Genomic DNA, 19,272 nt, shown 5'->3' with positions numbered 1-19,272 from the left:
AGGAGACATGAAAATAAATAAAACAAGCGCGCTTTTGCTGGGCATGGCGGCGTTTTTGCCGGTTGCCTGCAATAAAGACAATAACAATTTACTCTATAATGAGCAGGTATTTCCTATTGCCATCAAGGGTTATAATGCCACCGGCGAAGAGCTTGCAATAAAGGTGGATACGTTCAGCTCACGGAAGACGATCGGTTTGCAGGCGGCATTCGGCCTGTCGGAAGCCTTTACATTCAGGGGAGACCGGCAGACGGTAAAGTTGAGCATCAGCGAAAAAAGCACGGGGAAGCCGGTGTTCGACAAAGAATTTAATAAAGATGACGGCAGGGGCGCCGTGAGCTTCCTGTATATGGACGGCAAGGTAAGCGACATGCCGGAGAAGCCCGCTGTAGCCGATGAAAAGATCAGTCTCGTTTATATGTTCATTCCCGGTGTTACCAATTATAGCGAGCCGGTGGATTTTGCGATTGGCAAGTATTTCGTGACGCCGAAAGTATTCGAGGAAGTTGCCCGCATCAAAAACGTGAAGCCGAATGAATTCAGCGAGCCGGCGACGATTTCCACGTTCTCCACGGCCAGGCAGGAATATAACGGCGTCATAACCTCGGTTTCTTTCCAGGTAAGGATTTACAAAGCGGGCACTAAAACACCTTATACGGATGGTACGGCATATACCTGGAACGAGCTTTCCACCACTGCGCCCAAACCGGGGGCGTCTGTGGCATCGTCTAAGCTCTATATATTTTCGGAGGCTCCGAGTGGAACGCTCATGCGATTTTTTACCCGTTTGGATTATTAAAAAATAAAACAGATCATGTTGAATATAAGATTACTCGGACTGTTGGTCCTTTTGAATATGTTTATCGCCTGCGATAAGGAAAAAGAAGCGGCAAAAGCGATCGGTGTTGAAGTTTGGGGCTATAATGTTGGCGATGCCGAACTGGAAGCGTCCATAGACACAACCGTTTACCGCAATTTCACCACGCCGCCCGATAAGCCGGTTATTTTTAATAAGATATATACCTTTCCTTCCGCCAAAAAAGACGCATTACTGACAATAAAAGATAAAACATCGGGCAAGGAGGTATTCCGGCAGCAGTTACCCCTGGGCGGCAGCACACTGGAGCTGTTCTTCCCTTTTGTATTCATTAATGGAAATGCACTGAAAATAGAACCGCCCGTTGCCGACCCCGCTACCAACAAAATGGGTTTTTATATCCATTACCCGCAAAGTGAGGAAGCTCTTGATATTTTCCTGAGAAATGAAGCCGGGCAAATAACATACATCGCGCAAAACGTAAAACCCGGCGCCTGGATATATACCAGTTATCTGCCGCAGGAAGGCTTTAAAGACAAAAGTAAAGACTATACGCTATGCTTCACCAAAACCGGTACTACGGATAGCTGGTATTTTGAGAACAGTGAAACCATAAGCAAGCCCGGAGAGACTGGTTTGCTCTTCCCTAAAGGCGAAGAAAAAGGATTGGTGCGCACCTACTTTGTTACGCCTTCCGCTCTTCAGCTCGAAGTGATGCGTTTATTCAAGCGGCCGAAAGTACAATAGCAAAAGTCAGTTTCTAAAGTGTACGGTGCCCACCGTACACTTTTTTTTGTTATAAACTGGCCTTAAAGCCCCCTTTTTTGGCACGGGATACCCTCAGGATTTCTCATGCCTTGCTTTACTTTTGGCTTATCGGCATAAAAAACTAATAAAATGAGAACTGTATCATTCACCCTGAACATTAGCATAGATGGCTACTGCGATCACACCATGTCTGCTCCGGGCGAAGAGCTGATGGATTATTTTACAGGAACGATGGAGGATGTAGACCTGCTCTTTTTCGGCCGTGTCATGTACCAGCTCATGTTCCCCTACTGGAGCGATGTTGCGAAAGATCAATCCGGCACGGCAGCTGAAAACAGGTTTGCCGAAAGATTTAGCGCTATAGACAGGGTGGTTGTTTCACGGTCATTGGATGACAGCAACGATGCAAATACGCGGATCATCCGCGGCAACCCCGCAGCAGAGCTCCTGAAACTGAAACAGCAGCCCGGTAAAAAAATTTCGGTAGATAGTGTAAGCATGCTTCCGGAGCTGATCGCAGCAGGACTTATCGACGAATTTAACCTGGTGGTGCACCCGGTGATCGTGGGGAAGGGAAGGCTATTGCTGCCTCCCGGCAGCCTCCGGGAGCAACTTGATTTAAAGCTGGTTAATACCATACATTTTGAATCGGGGTGTGTGGCATTGCATTATTTGAGGCAGGGGTAGGGGGGTATAACAAAAAGGCTGCTTTTCGGACGATCTTTTGCATTAAAAATAGTGCACTACGATTTATTGAAATAAATATATGTATAGGATTGAATAATTTATGTTTGGGCAAAATTGCTCTGCGACCCTTCACCCAAAGAACAAATTATAAGCCCCAAGCTTCGTTTCGTTTATTTCGTTTATTTCTGTAACTTTGGCATAAATTGTTGGTTATGGAAGCGATCTTAGAAAAACCCACCCGGAGCGATCAGAAAATTGCCAGGGCACTTCACGAAAAAATGTCGGAGGCCTCTGCGAAGCTGGCAAAAAAAAGCACTCATACGTTTAAAATACAAATCGATGGTTATACAACCGAGCTCAGTATTCCTAAGTCGGCTGTACAATTGCTGTTTGCCATCCTTCAAAACATGGCGGATGGCAACACTATTGCGTTGCTCCTGTCGAACAGTAATGCCGATATCAGTACTCAACAGGCCGCTGACCTGCTGGGCGTTTCCCGTCCGCATGTCGTAATGTTGCTGGACAGGGGCGATATTCCCCATTTTAAGGTAGGAACCCATCGCAGAATTCATTTGAAGGACCTGATTGAATTCGATAAGAAAATGAAGAAGAACAGGGCTGATAAGTTAGATCAACTGGCTGCACAGGCCCAGGAGCTTAACATGGGGTATTAATATGGTGAGTGCTGGTAAAGTTATCGCGGTCCTGGATGCCAACGTCCTGTACCCCGCGCCGCTACGGGATTTTTTGTTGCGGCTGGCCCACACAGGAATTTATATTCCTAAGTGGTCGGACGACATCCACGATGAATGGATGCGCAATTTACTGGCGAACCGCCCGGATTTAAAGCAGGCGCAGTTATCCAGGACACGCCAGTTCATGGAGGATGCCTTTGAAGATGCCAATGTAAAAGGTTACAAAAACCTGATCGGTCAGTTGCAATTACCGGATAAAGACGACCGGCACGTATTGGCCGCCGCCATAAAGGCGGAGGCGGGTATTATCGTCACTTTTAATAAGAAAGACTTTCCTGCCAAACGTTTAAGATCACATGATGTTGCAGTTCAGGACCCTGATGAATTCATATTGGAATTACTTAAAACTAATGCAATAAAAGTGTTAGAGGCGCTGGGCGCGCTTGTTAACGCTCTCAAAAAACCGCCTCAGGACCAGGCGCAGGTATTAACAACGCTGGAAAACGTAGGTTTGTTAAAAAGTGTAGCTACTATCCGGAAACTTGTTGCCAATTAACGCAAATGGCTATACCTTTCCTAACATTCTTTATCGCCACGATTTAATTTTAGATAGTTTTCTACTCTTTTTTGCATAGGAATTTCATTAAATTGCTTTCTTCGCTCAAGATTTTGACTATATTTTGTTGAACCCCTTTTATTATACTCGTCATTCAGTATTCCTGTTCACCAATGACGTCAATTCAACTGGCGCATCCGATATAAAAGATTAGAAAAAAGATTTTAAAATGACGTACAAGGATTTAGCTCCCGCAAGCGGATTTACTTTGTTATTACGTTGCAAGTATAAAAGGAGGATATTGGTTTCCCAAGACATTTGTATATAGAGACGAATATAATCGCTCACTGGAGTTTTTCAACAGGTTGATTTCTCTCAAGTTTTTCGAAAAAGTAAAAGGTGTTTTTCGATATGGAAAGTATTGAGGACAACTTCAATAAAATCCAGTTCTTTACTTCCCGCAAAAACTCAGTGCAAAAGTTTGCTTGCAAATTGTTTGCAGATTCCCTAAAAACAACAAAGGCCTCCTTTCGGAAGCCTTTATATCTGATTGGTATTTTCGTACCCGGGACGGGAGTCGAACCCGTACGGGCCTTGCAGCCCACAGGATTTTAAGTCCGGCGTGTCTACCAATTCCACCACCCGGGTATCCTGCCTTGTAAATGTAATCCATTCACAAAGAACTTTAAACAAAAATTCCAAACCGCTTGCGACAGTTTGGAACTCCTGAAATGGAGCGGAAGACCGGGCTCGAACCGGCCACCCCGACCTTGGCAAGGTCGTGCTCTACCAAATGAGCTACTTCCGCATATCTGTATAAGAACTTTTTTCTGTTGGGATTGCAAAGATAAGAATTGTTTACAATCTGCAAAGTATTTTTTAACCTATTGAAAAAATTCATACCGGTAACGCACCATCCCCAGCAGCTCTTTCCCTTTACCATAGCACTCTTCCCGCTCCGGCAATCCCTTCGCGTCATAGCTGTATTTCCATACCAGGTAATCCCCCGTTTCAATATTCACCACTGTCATCTGCGCCAGGCGCCCGCCCGCATCATATTCAAAATTGTAATCGGGCAGCATCCGCTTCCGGCTGGGATGGTACCGCAGCACGTCCGTCAGCCGGCCCTGCGCATCGTAGTTGTAATACACGCGCTGCCGCCCCGGGGCGGCCTCTTCGGTCACGCGGCCGCTGCTGTCGGTCTTAAATATTACGATCGTGGAGTCAAGCCCTTCTTTTTTGATGACCAGCTGAGCCAGCCTGCCGGTGCTGTCGTACACGAACCGGCGGCGCTCGGAGGTGCGGAACTTATCTTCCCGCCCCCTGGACCCCGCCTGGATCTCCGCCAGCCGGCCCTCGGGCGTATACTGGTACTGCGTGGTGCTGATGCTGTTCTCGGTACTGTCTACCGTACGGGTCAGCCGCCCTGAACCGGAAAAGGTGGACGTCAGCACGGAACGCCCGCTCACGCTGCTCTGCGTCACGGCCCGCAGCTGCCGGAAAGTAGGGTTGGTGCCGCGGATGCACACGAAGTCGTTGTCAGTCTCCTGGTTGGCGTCCAGCGTTTTCACATGCTGGAAGCTCACCTTGTTGTCCTTGAACTGCGCCATGGTGGCGGCAGCCTGGTTGGTATTATAGATGTCCTGGTAATAATACTGCGCCCGGGCAATGGTGCCCAGGGCCAGCAGGAAGAATGTGACAGTCAGAATTCGCATGTTTGGCTTCAATGTTCGCAAAAGTACTAACGTTCGGGGCAATTTAAAACGTATATGCAGGAGAATAATTCATAAATCTATATCTTTAACCATCCTAAACCTGCGAACCGATCTTGAAAACACAGCATATCAGAAAAGACAAGACCTGCCTTAACTGCGGCCATGAAGTGCCGGACCGTTTCTGCGGCCATTGCGGGCAGGAAAACGTGGAAACCAAAGAGTCTTTCGGCCACCTGGTAAGCCACTTCTTCCAGGATATTACCCACTACGATTCCAAGCTGCTCCTCACGCTCAAATATCTTTTCTTTTATCCCGGCCTGCTCACCAAAAAGTACATCCAGGGCCACAGGATGGATTATGTGAATCCCATCCGGCTGTATGTGTTCACCTCCTTCATCTTTTTCCTGATGCTGGGCTTCACGCAGGAGCATCATAGCCCGTACGAAAGGGCGCAATCCAGGCAGGAGGTTCACAGGATTTTCGAAATGAAGGGAGACAGCCTGCAGGCAAAGCTCGACAGCGGAAAGGTGGAAGCCGCTGAAATAAAGAATGTAAAAACGGCGGCGGACGTGATGCGCATCATGAAAATGGCTTCCGAAGACACGACGGGCCATGCCGCGGCCATCTACGATTCCCTGCAGCTGGTAGCGCCGGAGGGGGAAAAGCATGGCTTCTTCCTGCGCAACGTAGTGCGCCGCTATTTCGAGATGCAGGATAAATATGGTGATAACGTGGAAGCGGTGCTGGAGGAAAAGGTCACCCATAACTATCCCAAGCTCATGTTCCTGCTGCTGCCGTTCTTCGCGCTGCTGCTCAAATGGTTCTTCTTCCGCAAAGAGCATTATTATGCGGACCATGCCATCTTTGCCATTCATTTTCACACCTTCGTATTCATGGTCGGGTTGATAGCGATCCTGCTGGAGCTGCTGTTCCATCTCGATGCATGGCTCTGGTTTGCGATACCGGTCTTCCTTTATTTCATTATGGCGCTGCGCAACAACTACAGGATATCTACCGGCCGGGCTATTTTCGACGGGGTGCTCATTTCACTCTGTTACGCACTGGGCACTTTGATCGTCGCGATATTATTCCTATTGCTTATTTTCGCGATAGCGTAATCACTAAAATCATACACCAATGACCCCCGGATTTATTATCGTACAACCGCAGGTGCGCCCTTTTGTTGCGCATATACAGCTCAACCGGCCGAAAGAACTGAACGCCCTGAACCTGCAGCTGATGCAGGAATTGCGGGATGCGCTCAAACAGCTGGATGAAGACGGCGAGGTACGCGCGATCGTGATCAGCGGCAACGAAAAAGCTTTCGCCGCAGGGGCAGACATACGGCAGATGGCGGGCCTAACGGCCATGGATATGTATAATATCGACCAGTTCGCCACCTGGGACGCGATCAAAAAGATCAAAAAGCCCATCATCGCCGCCGTTAGCGGCTTTGCATTGGGCGGCGGCTGCGAGCTGGCCATGCTCTGCGATATGATCGTGGCGGCGGAAACGGCGAAGTTCGGGCAGCCGGAGATCAAGATAGGCGTAATGCCCGGCGCCGGCGGCACCCAACGGCTTACCCGCGCGGTCGGCAAGGCCCTGGCCATGGAAATGGTGCTCACCGGCAAGTTCATCTCAGCGGATGAAGCGCTCCGCGCAGGACTGATCAACCGCATTGCGCCGGTGGAACTGTACCTGGAAGAGGCTTTCCGCCTGGCGGCAGAAATAGCGAAACAAAGCCCGCTGGCAGTGAAGATGGCGAAAGAATCCGTGCTCCGCGCCTTCGACAGTACGCTGGACGAAGGGCTGCATTTTGAAAGAAAGAATTTTTACCTGCTCTTTGCTTCCGATGATCAGAAAGAAGGCATGAACGCTTTCATCGAAAAAAGAGAACCGGTATTTAAAGGAAAATAACTGATAAACACTGAGCCAATGAACCCATTCGAACAACTGCTGGAAAACAACAAAGTATGGGCCGCCCAACAGGTGGCGCGGGATAAGGACTTTTTCAAACGCCTGCAAGACCAGCAGGCGCCGAAGTTCCTCTGGATCGGGTGTTCGGACAGCCGGGTGCCGGCCAACGAGATCACCAACACGCAGCCCGGCGAGATATTCGTGCACCGCAACGTGGCCAACATGGTGGTGCATACGGATATGAACCTGCTTACCGTGCTGGAATACGCCGTGAAAGTGCTGGGCGTGGAGCACATCCTCGTGGTAGGCCACTACGGTTGCGGCGGCGTGCGTGCGGCTATGACGCAGACGAACCTGGGCATCATCAACCCCTGGCTCAAACACATCAAGGACGTGTACCGCCTGCACAAAGACGAGATAGACGCGCTGGAAACGCACGACCAGCAGGTAGACCGGCTGATCGAGCTGAACGTGGTGGAACAGGTGAACAACCTGGCCAAAACCATCACCGTCCAGGAAACCTGGTTCAAGGAAAAACGCCCGCACCTGCATGGATGGGTATATGGCCTGAACAATGGGCTCATCAATCCCGTGTACCACATGCCGCCCTGTACGCCGCAGGATCCCATCTACGAATTTGAAATCAAATAATCCTGACCCTCATGAGGCTGATAATCCCCGCTGCCGCGTGCCTGGCACTTGCCTGCAACAATCCCGCTTCTTCAGGGAAAAAGCAGCATAAGCCGGACTCTGTGACCATGATCCCCACGGACACGATGTTCCATATCACAGACACAACGGTAACGCCCTCGCTCATCGAATCCTGGAAGGCATTCGAGAAGTACAACGGCAAATACGCCGCCGATGTGAAGCTCCTGGAACAAAAGCCGCTCAAGGCCCGCCTGAAGGAAATGCTGGGAGAGGAGGAAAAGGATTTTATCGCCCGCTATAAAGTAACGCCGCCGCTGGAAATTGAATCCGGCGTACTGTTCAACGAAGGCTGCAAGCCGCACAACTGCTCGGTGGAAGAAGCGGCCATCGCCATCGATATGAAAAAGGATGTGATCTATGTAGGCATCGCGCGCAACAAAGCCGTGAAGCTCTACGGCGAAAAGGGAGATGCTGCCTATCCGGAAAAGCTGCTGCAGTGGATGATGAAGTTCGAAGAGCAATAGGCCCGCCGGTTACAGGTCGTCCAGGAAGCTGCTGATGGACTGGCCCGTTTTTAATCCCAGCTTTTTCCTTATCCGGTAGCGGTGTATCTCCACGCCCCTCACGGAAATATTATGCAGCTGGGATATTTGTTTGGAAGAGAAGTTCAGGCGCAGGTACGCGCAGATCTTCAGGTCGCTTCGCGACAGGTCGGGGTACGCTTTCTTCAGTTTCCTTAAAAGATCATTGTTCACTTCATCGAAATGCGCGGCAAACTTATCCCAGTTGGCATTGCTTTCCTCCGCACCCTTTACCAGTGCGATGATCTTTTTCATATCGCTTTCGCTGCCGCCGTTGTGGTTCAGCTTTACCACCTGGTCCTTCAGCTTGCTTAGGGTGTCGGTATTGCCCGCCAGCTGCATGGTTGCGCTGGCCAGTTCCTTGTTTTTCAGCGCCACTTCGCCGGCCAGCTTTTCGTTCTGCAGCTGGATGATCTCTTTTTCATTCTTTTCCCGCTCCAGCTGGTGAATGTATTCCAGCTGCTTTTTCTTTTCATCGAACTTTTTCTGCTGCTGCTGCAATATCTTCCGGTGCCAGCTGTGAAGCAGGTAAAAGAGCAGCACGCCGATCGCAAAATACGCCAGCATGGCCCAGCCGGTTTTGTACCAGGGCGGGCTGATGGTAAATGAATATTCCAGCTCTTTCGATTCATTATGCAGGTTGTCCCGCGCCTTCACCTTGAAGATATAATTGCCGTCCGGCAGGTTGGTGTAGTCTTTGGCCGTTTTGCTGCTCCATGCAGACCATCCCTTCTCGTATCCTTTGAGCCAGTAGCTGTATTCGATATCGTTGGTAAAGCCATAAGCCGGCACGCTGTACTCGAAGTGGAAAGCATTGAAGCGGGGAGACAGCACATGTTCTTCGTGCTGCTGCCGGGAGTATTCCCCCTGCGCATTCCGGTAAAAGAAACCGCCGGAAAGCACGCTGTCTTTTTCCCCAAAGGCCTTGGCCTCATTCAGGAAAATGGTCAGTGCCCGTTTCTGGGAAACGTATTTTTTATAATTGATGTGCACCGCGCCTTTCTCGGATCCGATAAAGACATTCTCCGGGTTATAAGCGTAGATATTGTCGAACTTGGACAGCATGTGCGCTTCCAGCTCGGGGAAGTAGATGATGGTATAAGGGTTCTTCGCCGTATCCGTTCCCGCAAAGCGGGCGAGACCCAGCTTCCTGCCGCTGCAGAACCAGATATTGCCCTCAGCGTCTTCTTTCATATACCGGATGGCCAGCCCGTCAAAGACAGATAAAAAATCCGAGGGCTCAAATTTGTCTGCCGCCGCGTTGAACTCGTACACGCCGGATTCAGTAGGGAACACCACGCGGTTCTTTATTTTGAAAACATAATTATTGACCGCGGAGGGCAGGCCGTTAGCGGCGGAATAGAACCTTGCCGTATACCGCATGCTGTCCGGCGACACCCGCAGCCGGTAAATGCCCCGGTAGGGGTGCGACGACCATATGTCGCCGTTTTCATCCATGGTCAGGAAGCGGTAGGAGTCGGATGTTCCATCCAGCTTCCCGGTAAACTGGAATTGATTGTCCCTGAACTGCAGCAGGTTGATGCCCCAATAGCCGCCTACCAGTATGTTTTGTATGGGATATACAGAAGACAGCGGCAGGAATTTCCAGGCGCCCATGCCTTGTGAAACGGGGAATGCCTCGTTGTTCCTGATCACGTACGTGCCATTGTTGTGCGTAGACAGCAACTGCCCGTTGATTTCCTCCAACTGCCAGGCTTCGCCGCCGTCGCTGTGCTTCACGAGGGAAAACTGGCCTTTTTGCAGGCTCAGGTCGCCCGTACCGCCGGCCAGGGGTGCGGCGTAAATGCCGTTGGAGGTGGAAAGGTACAGGTGATCGTTGAAGATCAGGGTGGAAAAACCGATCACATCATTCACCTTGTCAGGCCGGAGGAACTTTATCGGCGAGCTGTAGCTGATGAAGGCGATCGCATTGTCTACCCCGGCCCATATATTTTTATCCCTGTCAACAAAGACAGAGGTAGTATTGTTATTTTGAAGGCCTTCCGCGATAGATATCCGCTGGATCAGGCGATGGCGGGCATCGCGTACAAGACAGCCTTCCAGGGCGGTTGCCGTTGCAAATGCGGTATCGTTGAGCCGGGAAGACGAAGGGGTGTATTTATTTTCCCGCGGAATGCCGCTGATGGCAGAAACGGAATCATTGCGCAACCAAAATGAAACATCATTGACCGTTTCAATACGGTAGTTTTCTTTTCCTGATGGAAGAATGGCGGCTATCGATACATTTTGAAGGAGTTTTCCATTCACCAGTGGCATCCAGCGTCCGTTCCTGTATTCCAGCAGGCCGTTAACGGCGTCCTGCGCAAAAAGCCGGTTCCCGGCCCTGCCGAGGAAGATCCATTCCCTGGTTGGCTTATATACAGCTATGCGGTTGTTCTCCAGCTTAAAGATCCGGTCGGTAACCCGGAAAAAAACGGCTTTTTCAAAAACGGTAGTGTTCCAGACGTCTGCAAAATCCTGGTATTGCCTGGGAATAAGGTTCTTAAGAGAGGTGTAGCGCAGGGTGTTATTGCTCCCTGCCTCAAAGTAGCCGATCTCATCCTGTCCCCCGGCATACACCCTTTCGTTTGAGTCGATATAAATAGACCGCAGCACGGTTTTATTAGGCAGCGGGAATAGTTTCCAGAAACTGCCGTTGAACGTCACCAGCCCCTCATCATTGGCGAAATACATGATCCCTTTGTTATCCTGTTTGATATCCCAGGTACGGCTGCCGCCATTAAAAAGGGCCTTGTGGTAATTGACGACAAAGGGTGTTCCCAATGTATTCTGCGCCTGTGCGGCGGCACTGAAGAGGGATAGCAGGAGGATCAAAGTTCTCATATACAAAAAAATCCTACTTAGATGAGGCGATGAAGTAATTTGAATTTACTGAAAAATAATGACTTAGAAATTTTTGATGAGGAAATGATGTAGTAAAATTAAGCGCTTCATTTGAGAAGGTCGTTAATTTTGAATAAGTGTTTGATAAACCGCTACTATAAACCTGAATTAAATTTCCCACGTATGAAGTATTTTTTCTCACTATGCTTTAGTATCGCTATTCTTTTACCCGGGATCTTTGCGTCTGCCCAGGCCCAGACCCGCAGTGTAAAAGGTAAGGTGATGGATGACAAGGGGCTCCCGCTGCCCGGCGCAACCATTACCGTAAAGAACGCGCCCACAGTTGGCGCTATTTCTTCCGAAAGCGGCGCGTTCACGATCAATGTGCCTGCAACGGCGGATTCCCTGGTAGTATCTGTGATCGGATACAACAGGCGGGCCTTTGCCATTACCGACAACATGGAGATCTCCCTGGAGCTGGCCGACGGGGCTACCCTGGAGCAGGTGGTGGTAGTAGGGTATGGCGTCCAGCGAAAGGCGGACCTCACGGCCCCCATTACCACCGTGAACACGGAAAACATGATGAAACGCACTACGTCAACTCCCATGGATGCCATCCAGGGAAGTGTGCCTGGGGTGCAGATCGTAGGCAACGGGGCGCCGGGCAGCTCGCCCAGCGTGCGCGTCAGGGGGGTAGGGTCATTTAACAACGAAGCCCCGTTGTATGTGGTAGACGGGATGTTTGTGAACGACATCAACTTTTTGAACCCGGCTGATATCGCGGACATGTCTATCCTCAAAGACGCTTCCGGCGCCGCAATCTATGGTGTGCGCGCTGCAAACGGCGTGGTGCTGATCACCACCAAAAAAGGAAAGCTCAATATGAAGACCCGCGTTACCTACAACGGCTACGTGGGCATACAGCGGCCCGTTAACCTGCTGAAAATGGCCAATGGGCAGCAGTATACCAAATTCGCGCTGGAAAGAAGGACCACGCAGGACAGCAATACCGTAAGGCTCTCTTCCGAAAGGTTCGGCGGCAGCGGCCTGAACCCCACCACCAGCACAGACTGGTACGACGAACTGCTGCGGAAGAACGCATTGATCACCAATCACGGCGTTGACCTCCAGGGCGGCAGCGATAAAGTGACGTATTCAGTAGGGCTCAATTACACTTACCAGAACGGTATCCAGGAAGCCAAGAACAGCTTCGAAAGGTACAACGCCAGGCTGCAGCTGGAGGCAAAAGCATTCCCCTGGCTGAAAGTGGGCTTCACCACCTATATCGTCAACTCCATAACCTATGTTCCCAACAGCGAAGCTTTCTCTGACGCGTATTCCGCCACACCGCTATTCCCGGTGTACGATGAGCAGAATACCAACGCATTCCCGGTAAAGTTCGCCGCTGCCGCGGTGATCGGCCGGGAAGACGCGAACCCCGTGGCCAATGCATATTACAATTACAACAAGCTGAAAGATTTCCAGGTACTGCCCACACTTTATGCCGAAGCAAGCTTCTGGAAAAACAAACTCACGTTCCGTTCGCAGATCAACCAGTTGTATTCCTCCAGCCTGCGCACGCAATACGGCCAGGAACGCAATCTCGGCCCGGGCACGAGCGTGACCGTTTCCAATTTAAGATCTACACAGGAACGCAATACGAATTACATCCTGGACAACCTGCTGACCTACCGCGATGGCGCCGGCAAACATAACTGGACGCTGCTGCTGGGGCAATCCACCAGGGAAGAACGCTGGCGGCAAACATGGGTGTCTGCCAACAACGTGCCCCTCGCGGAGGAATTCTGGTATGTAGGCCAGGGAACGAGGGACCAGAATGGTTACAGCGAAGACGGTTTACGCAATGGCGGGCTGTCTTTCTTTACCCGCGGCACGTATGATTATGATAACAAATACCTGCTTACCGCCACTTTCCGCGCAGACGGCAGCTCCAAGTTCCAGACCAAGTGGGGGTATTTCCCCTCCGTGGGCCTGGGCTGGGTGATCACCGGTGAAGAATTCATGAAAGGGCAACGCGTGTTCGATTTCCTGAAACTCCGCGGCAGCTGGGGCAAGCTCGGTAACGACGGTGTGAATGCGAATCCAGGCTACGCTATTGTGAATTCCGGGAGCGGTAATTCAGCCATATTTGGCAGCACGCCTGATGCTAATGGCATTTACGCGCCTGGTTATACCGTCAACCGGTTATTCGCAGCCGTTACCTGGGAAGTGGTCACAGAATGGGACGGTGGTATCGACTTTGAAGTGCTTGGAAGAAGGCTGAAAGGTTCTGTTGACTACTACAACCGCAAAACCTCCGACGCAGCGTTCGACCTGCCCCTCGGGTTTACGTATAGCAGCGTCTACGGCAACTGGGCAGAGATGGTAAACAGCGGCTTCGATGTACAGCTCAACTGGGACGACCGGATCGGTGACCTTCGTTACCAGGTAGGCGGCAACTTTTCAACGTTAAAGAACAAGGTGACAGACCTGGGCGCCCTGTCCAACCTTCAGAGCGGTGTCTTTCCCTATATCGCTGAGTTCCCCAACCGGATCCAGGTAGGGCAGCCGCTGAGGTATTTTTATGGTTATGAAATGATCGGCGTGTACCAGACGGACGAAGAGATCGCGAAAGATCCCATCGCATCCAACTATAATGCAACGGCCCTTTCAAAAATACGCCCGGGTTTCCTGAAGTATAAAGACCAGGACGGCAACGGCATTCTCGATAACAACGACCGTGTGAACATCGGTAACTATCTTCCCAAGGTCACCTACGGTTTCAACGTTGCGCTCGACTACAAAAAATTTGACTTCAGCATCGCTTTCCAGGGATCGGCAGGTAATAAGATACTGAACCTGAACCGCGGTAAATTGTACAAAGCATCCAATTCACTGAACGTTGACGAAGAATTTGCAAACAATTTCTGGACAGGGCCGGGTTCCACCAATTCCTATCCTTCCGCGCATGCCATTGCAGACGGATGGTTTAAGGTCGGCAACTCTTTCTTCGTGGAAAACGGTTCTTACCTGCGCATACAGAATATCCAGCTGGGTTATACTTTCAACGTTGGCAAAGAAAATGCGCCGTCTACCATCCGCGTATTCGCGACTGCAGACAGGCCTTTTATTTTCACCAAATACAATGGCTTTACACCGGAAGTATCCGGCCCGGGTTACGATATGAACGTATATCCTATTTCAGCGTCGTATAGCCTTGGCGTGAGAGCCGCATTCTGATTTAAACCTGTCAACGAACAAAAAAAATTCTTATGAAACGATATACTCAAATAGCTGTGTTGGTAATGGTGATCACCCTGCTGGCAGGCTGTTCCAAATTCCTGGACCGCCCTCAGGAAAACAAAACCCAGCTGACCCAAATAGATTATTCGAACCTTACGCTGATGTACCAGCCTGTATCCGGCGTGTATAGAACCGCTACCAGCGGCACTTTTGCGAAATGGATCAGCGTTACCATCCGTTCCGTGCGCGGCGATGAAATTGAAACCGGTAATGATGACGCGGGGCAGATAGCGATCCATAATTACCAGAACAACGTAACGGTAAAAGGTTACTGGGGCATCAATGATATGTGGATCAGTCTTTACGGCGTAGTGCTCGCCGCCAATGGCGCACTGGCCGAGCTGGACGAATTCGGCAAACGTATCCCTTCCGGTGATGCGGCGAACTTGAAGCTCCTTGAACAATACCGTGCTGAAGTGCGCTTCTTCAGGGCGCTCGGGCACTACTGGGCTGCCAGGTACTGGGGCGATGTGCCTGTGCTTGGATTGGAAAGCAATGATCCGGGTAATTTGAGCAAAGCCACCAAAACCAGTGTGGCAGACGTAAGGGCACATGTGATGGAAGAAATGGACTTCTGCATTGCGAACCTCGAAGATGCCCGCCCCAACCAGGCAGCGCACGTAGGAGGAGTGACCAAGTACACTGCGCTGATGCTGAAAGCCAAAGCAGCAATGGACCTCGCCGGCAACAACAATGCAAGCCCGAATTGGGACGTGGTGCTGGATTGCACCAACCAGATCATCAACAGTGGAAAGTTCAGCCTGTTCCCCGATTATTACCAGCTGTGGAAGAAACCGGGGAAACTCAGTAATGAAGCCATCCTCGAATTTCAATATTCCGATTTCGGCAACGCCAACGGCGATATCGTAACATCCGGCGGCGCGAACGAACTGTGGGGCAATTTCTTCCTTTTCCAGGGCCCCGAAAATACTTATGGCATGCCAATCTCCGGCGCAGGCTGGATGGTGCCTTCCCAGAAAGCGGTAGATTTTCTCACAGCCCGCCAGGATACGCTGAGAATGAGAACAACGATACTCAGATGCGGCGTGAACGGCGAACCCGGCACCACCGCCATTACGCCTGACGGCGACCCCGTATCCGGGAACGCAGGACGGAAGAAATATTTCAACGGCAAGGCTTATTACCCAAAGTCACAGATGACGCCGGACCGCGTGGATTATTACGGCGCCAATAACAATATCCGCGTATTCCGTTATGCAGAAGTGCTGCTGATGAACGCGGAAGCGAAAGTCCGCAAAGGACAGAACGGCGATGCGCCTTTAAACCTGGTGCGCGTCCGTGCAAAACTGAACCCGCTCGCAGGCGCCACGATACAACAGGTGCTGGACGAACGCCGCGCGGAATTGATCTGCGAATGGTGGGGCGAACGTTTCAACGACCTGCTGCGCACCGGCCAGGCGGCCACTGTACTGCCGGGCTTTACGGTAGGGCAGAGCGAATTCCTGCCCATACCGCAGGAGCAGGAAGACAGGAATGCCAATCTTAAGAATTAGCATAAAACAACAAAAAGCCCCGGTGTCGACCGGGGCTTTTTTTATTACTTGAATTTCGATTTCAATGCCTGGAGTTTTGCCTGGAAGTCATTGAGCGGCGCTTCTTTGGCGGGTTTGTTTTCCCTGCGCTCCCTGCGCTGGCCGCCGCCTCCGCCGTTATTGGGCTCATTGTCTTTCATGGACAGTGAAATGCGCTTGCGCGCAATATCCACTTCCAATACGGTCACAGTCACTTTCTGGTTCAGCTTCACCGCTTCGTTCGGGTTGCTGATGAATTTGTTGGACAGGTGGGAGATATGCACCAGGCCGTCCTGCTTCACGCCAATGTCCACAAACGCGCCGAATGCCGTGATATTGGTCACCACGCCGGGCAGCGTCATGCCGGGATGCACGTCTTCCATGGTCTTGATGCCTTCGGCATATTCAAAGATGGCGATCTCGTCGCGGGGGTCGCGGCTGGGCTTGGCCAGTTCTTTGAGGATGTCTTCCAGCGTGAGCTGGCCTACTTCTTCGCTGATGTATTCTTTGATGTTCACCTGTTTGCGCAGCTCGTTGCGGCCGATCAGTTCTGACACGGTGCATTTTTGCCCTGCCGCGATGGCTTCCACTACAGGATAACGTTCAGGGTGCACGGCGGAATTATCCAGCGGGTTGTCGCCATTCTCGATGCGGAGGAAGCCCGCGCACTGCTCGAATGCTTTTTCGCCGAGACGGGTTACTTTTTTCAGTTCCTGCCGGTTTTTGAAAGCGCCGTTCTCTTTGCGGTATTTCACGATGTTTTCCGCCAGCGAAGGGCCGAGGCCTGAAACGTACGCCAGCAGGTGCTTTGAAGCGGTGTTGAGGTTCACGCCCACGTTGTTCACGCAGCTCACCACTACGCGGTCAAGGCTTTGCTTGAGGTGGCTCTGGTTCACATCGTGCTGGTACTGGCCCACGCCGATGGCTTTGGGATCGATCTTCACCAGCTCTGCCAGAGGGTCTATCAGGCGGCGGCCGATGGATACGGAACCGCGCACGGTCACATCTTCGTTCGGGAATTCTTCACGCGCCACTTCGGATGCGGAATACACGGATGCGCCACTTTCGTTGACCATGAACACATTCACCTTTTTTCCGAAATCGATCTTTTTGATGAAGTCCTCGGTTTCACGGCCCGCAGTACCATTGCCCACGGCGATGGCCTGTATCTCGTATTTGTTCACCCAGTTGCGCAGCAGGTGTTCGGCGTCCTGGGCTTTGTAGTTCTTTTCAAGGGGGAAGATCACGTCGTGCGCGAGCATATTGCCCTGGTTGTCCAGCGCTACGGTCTTGCAGCCGGTGCGGTACCCGGGATCCACCGCGATAACGGCTTTGGGGCCGAGCGGGGCTGCGAGCAGCAGCTGGCGGAGGTTTTCGGCAAACACTTCAATGGCTTCGGTATCTGCTTTTTCCTTCGCGGCGGCACGGCTTTCGTTTTCCAGCGAAGGGCGCAGCAGGCGCTTGTAGGCGTCCGCGGCGGCTTTTTCGACCTGCTGGCTGGCAGGGCCGTTGCCGGTCACAAATTGTTTGTTGATGATGCCCTGGGCTTCTTCTTCATCGGGAGAAATATTGCCGAAAAGAATGCCTTCCGCTTCGGCGCGCAGGATGGCCAGCACGCGGTGGGAGGGAATGGTGTGCAGCTCTTCGGAAAACTCGAAATAGTCTTTGTATTTCACGCCTTCGGCTTCTTTTCCTTCGATCACTTTGGAACTGAATTTCGCGGTATGCGTGAAAAGCTTGCGCAGCTTGTCGCGCAGCTCGGCGTTCTCATTGATCCTTTCCGCGATGATGTCCCGCGCGCCTTTCAGGGCTTCGTCTGCCGAAGCTACCTGCTCGTTGATATACGTTTTGGCGGTTTCATCGATCTCCCCGGCTTCCTGCGCCATGATCAGGTCTGCCAGCGGCTCGAGGCCTTTTTCGATGGCAGCCATGGCGCGGGTCTTGCGTTTCGGCTTGTAGGGGAGGTACATATCTTCCAGTTCCGTAAGCACCCAGCTGGCTTCAAGTTTGCCCAGCAGCTCGTCGGTCATTTTTCCCTGTTCGGTGATGGTTTTGATGATGAATGCCCGGCGGTCGTCCACTTCCTGGTAGCGTTTGCCCAGGTCCTCTACCTTGCCTATCTGCACCTCGTCGAGGCTGCCGGTCTGCTCCTTCCGGTAACGGCTGATAAACGGTACGGTGGAGCCTTCTGCCAGTAAGCTCATGGTATTCTCAGCCTGCTTCATCGAAATGTTCAGCTCAGCAGAAATGAGGGCCACGTGTTTCGGATTCATATTCGTTTCTTTTGTGATTTTACTAAGGCCGCAAAGCTAATTAAATTGGCTATTCTGCCAAGAAAAAGAAATTAACAATAAGCCGCCCCGCTTTTCCACCCGCGGGGATATCCTGAAATTGCATTATTTTACCGCTTCTTAGCGCCACATCATTAATATTAAATGTTATGCAGCCGGAACAAGCCTTCAGCCGATTATTACAGATCATGGACGACCTGCGGGAGAAATGCCCCTGGGACAGGAAGCAGACCCTTCAATCCCTCCGGCAGCTCACCATCGAGGAATTGTACGAACTGGCGGACGCCATTACGGAAGAGGATTATAAAGGGATCAAAGAGGAACTGGGCGACCTGATGCTGCATATCGTCTTCTATGCAAAGATAGGCTCCGAACAGCAGCAATTCACCATTACAGACGTCATCAACGGCGTGTGCGACAAGCTCGTGGCCCGGCACCCGCACATCTACGGCGACGTGAAGGTGGCCGATGCGGAAGAAGTGAAGCAGAACTGGGAAAAGCTGAAGCTCAAGGAAGGAAAGAAATCCGTGCTCAGCGGGGTGCCCGTTGCACTGCCCGCCCTGGTGAAATCCATGCGTTTGCAGGAAAAGGCCAAACAGGTGGGTTTTGAATGGGAAAACCGGGAGCAGGTATGGAATAAAGTGGAGGAGGAAATGGGCGAGCTGCGGGAAGCGGTGGAAAGAGGCGATCAAAACGAAATAGAGGCCGAATTCGGCGACCTGGTGTTCTCGCTGGTAAACTACAGCCGTTTCCTGGAAACGGACGCTGAAAACGCCCTGGAACGCACCAACAAGAAATTCATCCGCCGCTTTCAGCTCATGGAGGAAATGGCCGCCCAAAATGGCCGCCGGCTCGATGAAATGAGCCTCACCGAAATGGACGGCCTCTGGAACAAGATAAAGGAAGGCGAATAAC

General features: G+C 51.4%; 15 protein-coding genes and 2 tRNA genes. 12 read left to right on the top strand and 5 right to left on the bottom strand.

Going from position 1 to position 19,272, the window contains the following annotated elements:
- Nucleotides 1–7 precede the first annotated feature (7 nt).
- The 5 genes from R3I13_RS12820 to R3I13_RS12800 all read left to right on the top strand — a co-directional run bounded on the left by R3I13_RS12820 (nucleotide 8) and on the right by R3I13_RS12800 (nucleotide 3,523).
- A complete protein-coding gene (locus R3I13_RS12820) occupies nucleotides 8–799 on the top strand; it encodes a hypothetical protein (protein ID WP_346318353.1) in 792 nt (263 codons plus the stop codon).
- A 15-nt stretch (nucleotides 800–814) separates the two neighbouring features.
- Nucleotides 815–1,564 (top strand): hypothetical protein, encoded by a 750-nt coding sequence (locus R3I13_RS12815; RefSeq protein ID WP_346318352.1) that lies wholly within the window; start codon nucleotides 815–817, stop codon nucleotides 1,562–1,564.
- 150 nt (nucleotides 1,565–1,714) lie between these two features.
- Nucleotides 1,715–2,272, top strand: a complete 558-nt coding sequence (locus R3I13_RS12810; RefSeq protein ID WP_346318351.1) for a dihydrofolate reductase family protein — start codon at nucleotides 1,715–1,717, stop codon at nucleotides 2,270–2,272.
- A gap of 212 nt (nucleotides 2,273–2,484) precedes the next feature.
- The gene (locus R3I13_RS12805) at nucleotides 2,485–2,946 is read left to right on the top strand and encodes a helix-turn-helix domain-containing protein (protein ID WP_346318350.1); all 462 of its coding nucleotides are present in this window, start codon (nucleotides 2,485–2,487) and stop codon (nucleotides 2,944–2,946) included.
- Nucleotide 2,947: 1 nt separating this feature from the next.
- Nucleotides 2,948–3,523: a PIN domain-containing protein gene (locus R3I13_RS12800; protein ID WP_346318349.1), complete on the top strand. Its 576-nt coding sequence runs from the start codon at nucleotides 2,948–2,950 to the stop codon at nucleotides 3,521–3,523.
- Between the two features lie 562 nt (nucleotides 3,524–4,085).
- On the opposite strand, the gene R3I13_RS12795 is transcribed toward R3I13_RS12800, so the two are convergent.
- From R3I13_RS12795 to R3I13_RS12785, 3 genes are all read right to left on the bottom strand, one after another.
- Nucleotides 4,086–4,171: transfer RNA gene (locus R3I13_RS12795), tRNA-Leu, on the bottom strand.
- 84 nt (nucleotides 4,172–4,255) lie between these two features.
- Nucleotides 4,256–4,331 (bottom strand) — tRNA-Gly (locus R3I13_RS12790).
- A 76-nt stretch (nucleotides 4,332–4,407) separates the two neighbouring features.
- Nucleotides 4,408–5,238: a hypothetical protein gene (locus tag R3I13_RS12785; protein ID WP_346318348.1), complete on the bottom strand. Its 831-nt coding sequence runs from the start codon at nucleotides 5,236–5,238 to the stop codon at nucleotides 4,408–4,410.
- 113 nt (nucleotides 5,239–5,351) lie between these two features.
- On the opposite strand from R3I13_RS12785, the gene R3I13_RS12780 reads away from it, so the two are divergent.
- From R3I13_RS12780 to R3I13_RS12765, 4 genes are read left to right on the top strand one after another with little or no spacing between them, the layout of a single operon-like run.
- Complete coding sequence (locus R3I13_RS12780) at nucleotides 5,352–6,356, top strand: DUF3667 domain-containing protein (protein ID WP_346318347.1); 1,005 nt, start codon at nucleotides 5,352–5,354, stop codon at nucleotides 6,354–6,356.
- Nucleotides 6,357–6,375: 19 nt separating this feature from the next.
- Nucleotides 6,376–7,155, top strand: coding sequence for an enoyl-CoA hydratase-related protein (locus tag R3I13_RS12775; protein ID WP_346318346.1), 780 nt, complete (start codon nucleotides 6,376–6,378; stop codon nucleotides 7,153–7,155).
- Nucleotides 7,156–7,173: 18 nt separating this feature from the next.
- The gene (locus R3I13_RS12770) at nucleotides 7,174–7,806 is read left to right on the top strand and encodes a carbonic anhydrase (protein ID WP_346318345.1); all 633 of its coding nucleotides are present in this window, start codon (nucleotides 7,174–7,176) and stop codon (nucleotides 7,804–7,806) included.
- Nucleotides 7,807–7,817: 11 nt separating this feature from the next.
- Nucleotides 7,818–8,330: a hypothetical protein gene (locus R3I13_RS12765; RefSeq protein ID WP_346318344.1), complete on the top strand. Its 513-nt coding sequence runs from the start codon at nucleotides 7,818–7,820 to the stop codon at nucleotides 8,328–8,330.
- Nucleotides 8,331–8,339: 9 nt separating this feature from the next.
- On the opposite strand, the gene R3I13_RS12760 is transcribed toward R3I13_RS12765, so the two are convergent.
- Complete coding sequence (locus R3I13_RS12760; RefSeq protein ID WP_346318343.1) at nucleotides 8,340–11,231, bottom strand: triple tyrosine motif-containing protein; 2,892 nt, start codon at nucleotides 11,229–11,231, stop codon at nucleotides 8,340–8,342.
- Between the two features lie 183 nt (nucleotides 11,232–11,414).
- Between R3I13_RS12760 and R3I13_RS12755 the strand changes: the two genes are divergently transcribed.
- Both R3I13_RS12755 and R3I13_RS12750 read left to right on the top strand, forming a co-directional pair.
- On the top strand, nucleotides 11,415–14,471 hold the full coding sequence (locus R3I13_RS12755; protein ID WP_346318342.1) for a SusC/RagA family TonB-linked outer membrane protein: 3,057 nt from the start codon (nucleotides 11,415–11,417) through the stop codon (nucleotides 14,469–14,471).
- A gap of 32 nt (nucleotides 14,472–14,503) precedes the next feature.
- Nucleotides 14,504–16,048: a RagB/SusD family nutrient uptake outer membrane protein gene (locus tag R3I13_RS12750; protein WP_346318341.1), complete on the top strand. Its 1,545-nt coding sequence runs from the start codon at nucleotides 14,504–14,506 to the stop codon at nucleotides 16,046–16,048.
- A gap of 44 nt (nucleotides 16,049–16,092) precedes the next feature.
- Here the strand turns inward: R3I13_RS12750 and R3I13_RS12745 are convergent, their stop codons facing one another.
- Nucleotides 16,093–18,339, bottom strand: coding sequence for a Tex family protein (locus R3I13_RS12745; RefSeq protein ID WP_346318340.1), 2,247 nt, complete (start codon nucleotides 18,337–18,339; stop codon nucleotides 16,093–16,095).
- 167 nt (nucleotides 18,340–18,506) lie between these two features.
- On the opposite strand from R3I13_RS12745, the gene mazG reads away from it, so the two are divergent.
- Nucleotides 18,507–19,271, top strand: a complete 765-nt coding sequence (gene mazG, locus R3I13_RS12740; protein WP_346318339.1) for a nucleoside triphosphate pyrophosphohydrolase — start codon at nucleotides 18,507–18,509, stop codon at nucleotides 19,269–19,271.
- Nucleotide 19,272 lies beyond the last annotated feature (1 nt).

Source organism: Chitinophaga sp. YIM B06452 (genome assembly GCF_039655965.1).
Lineage (GTDB): Bacteria > Bacteroidota > Bacteroidia > Chitinophagales > Chitinophagaceae > Chitinophaga.
Note: the sequence above shows the minus strand (reverse complement) of the source record. Positions and strands in the feature narration are given on the sequence as shown.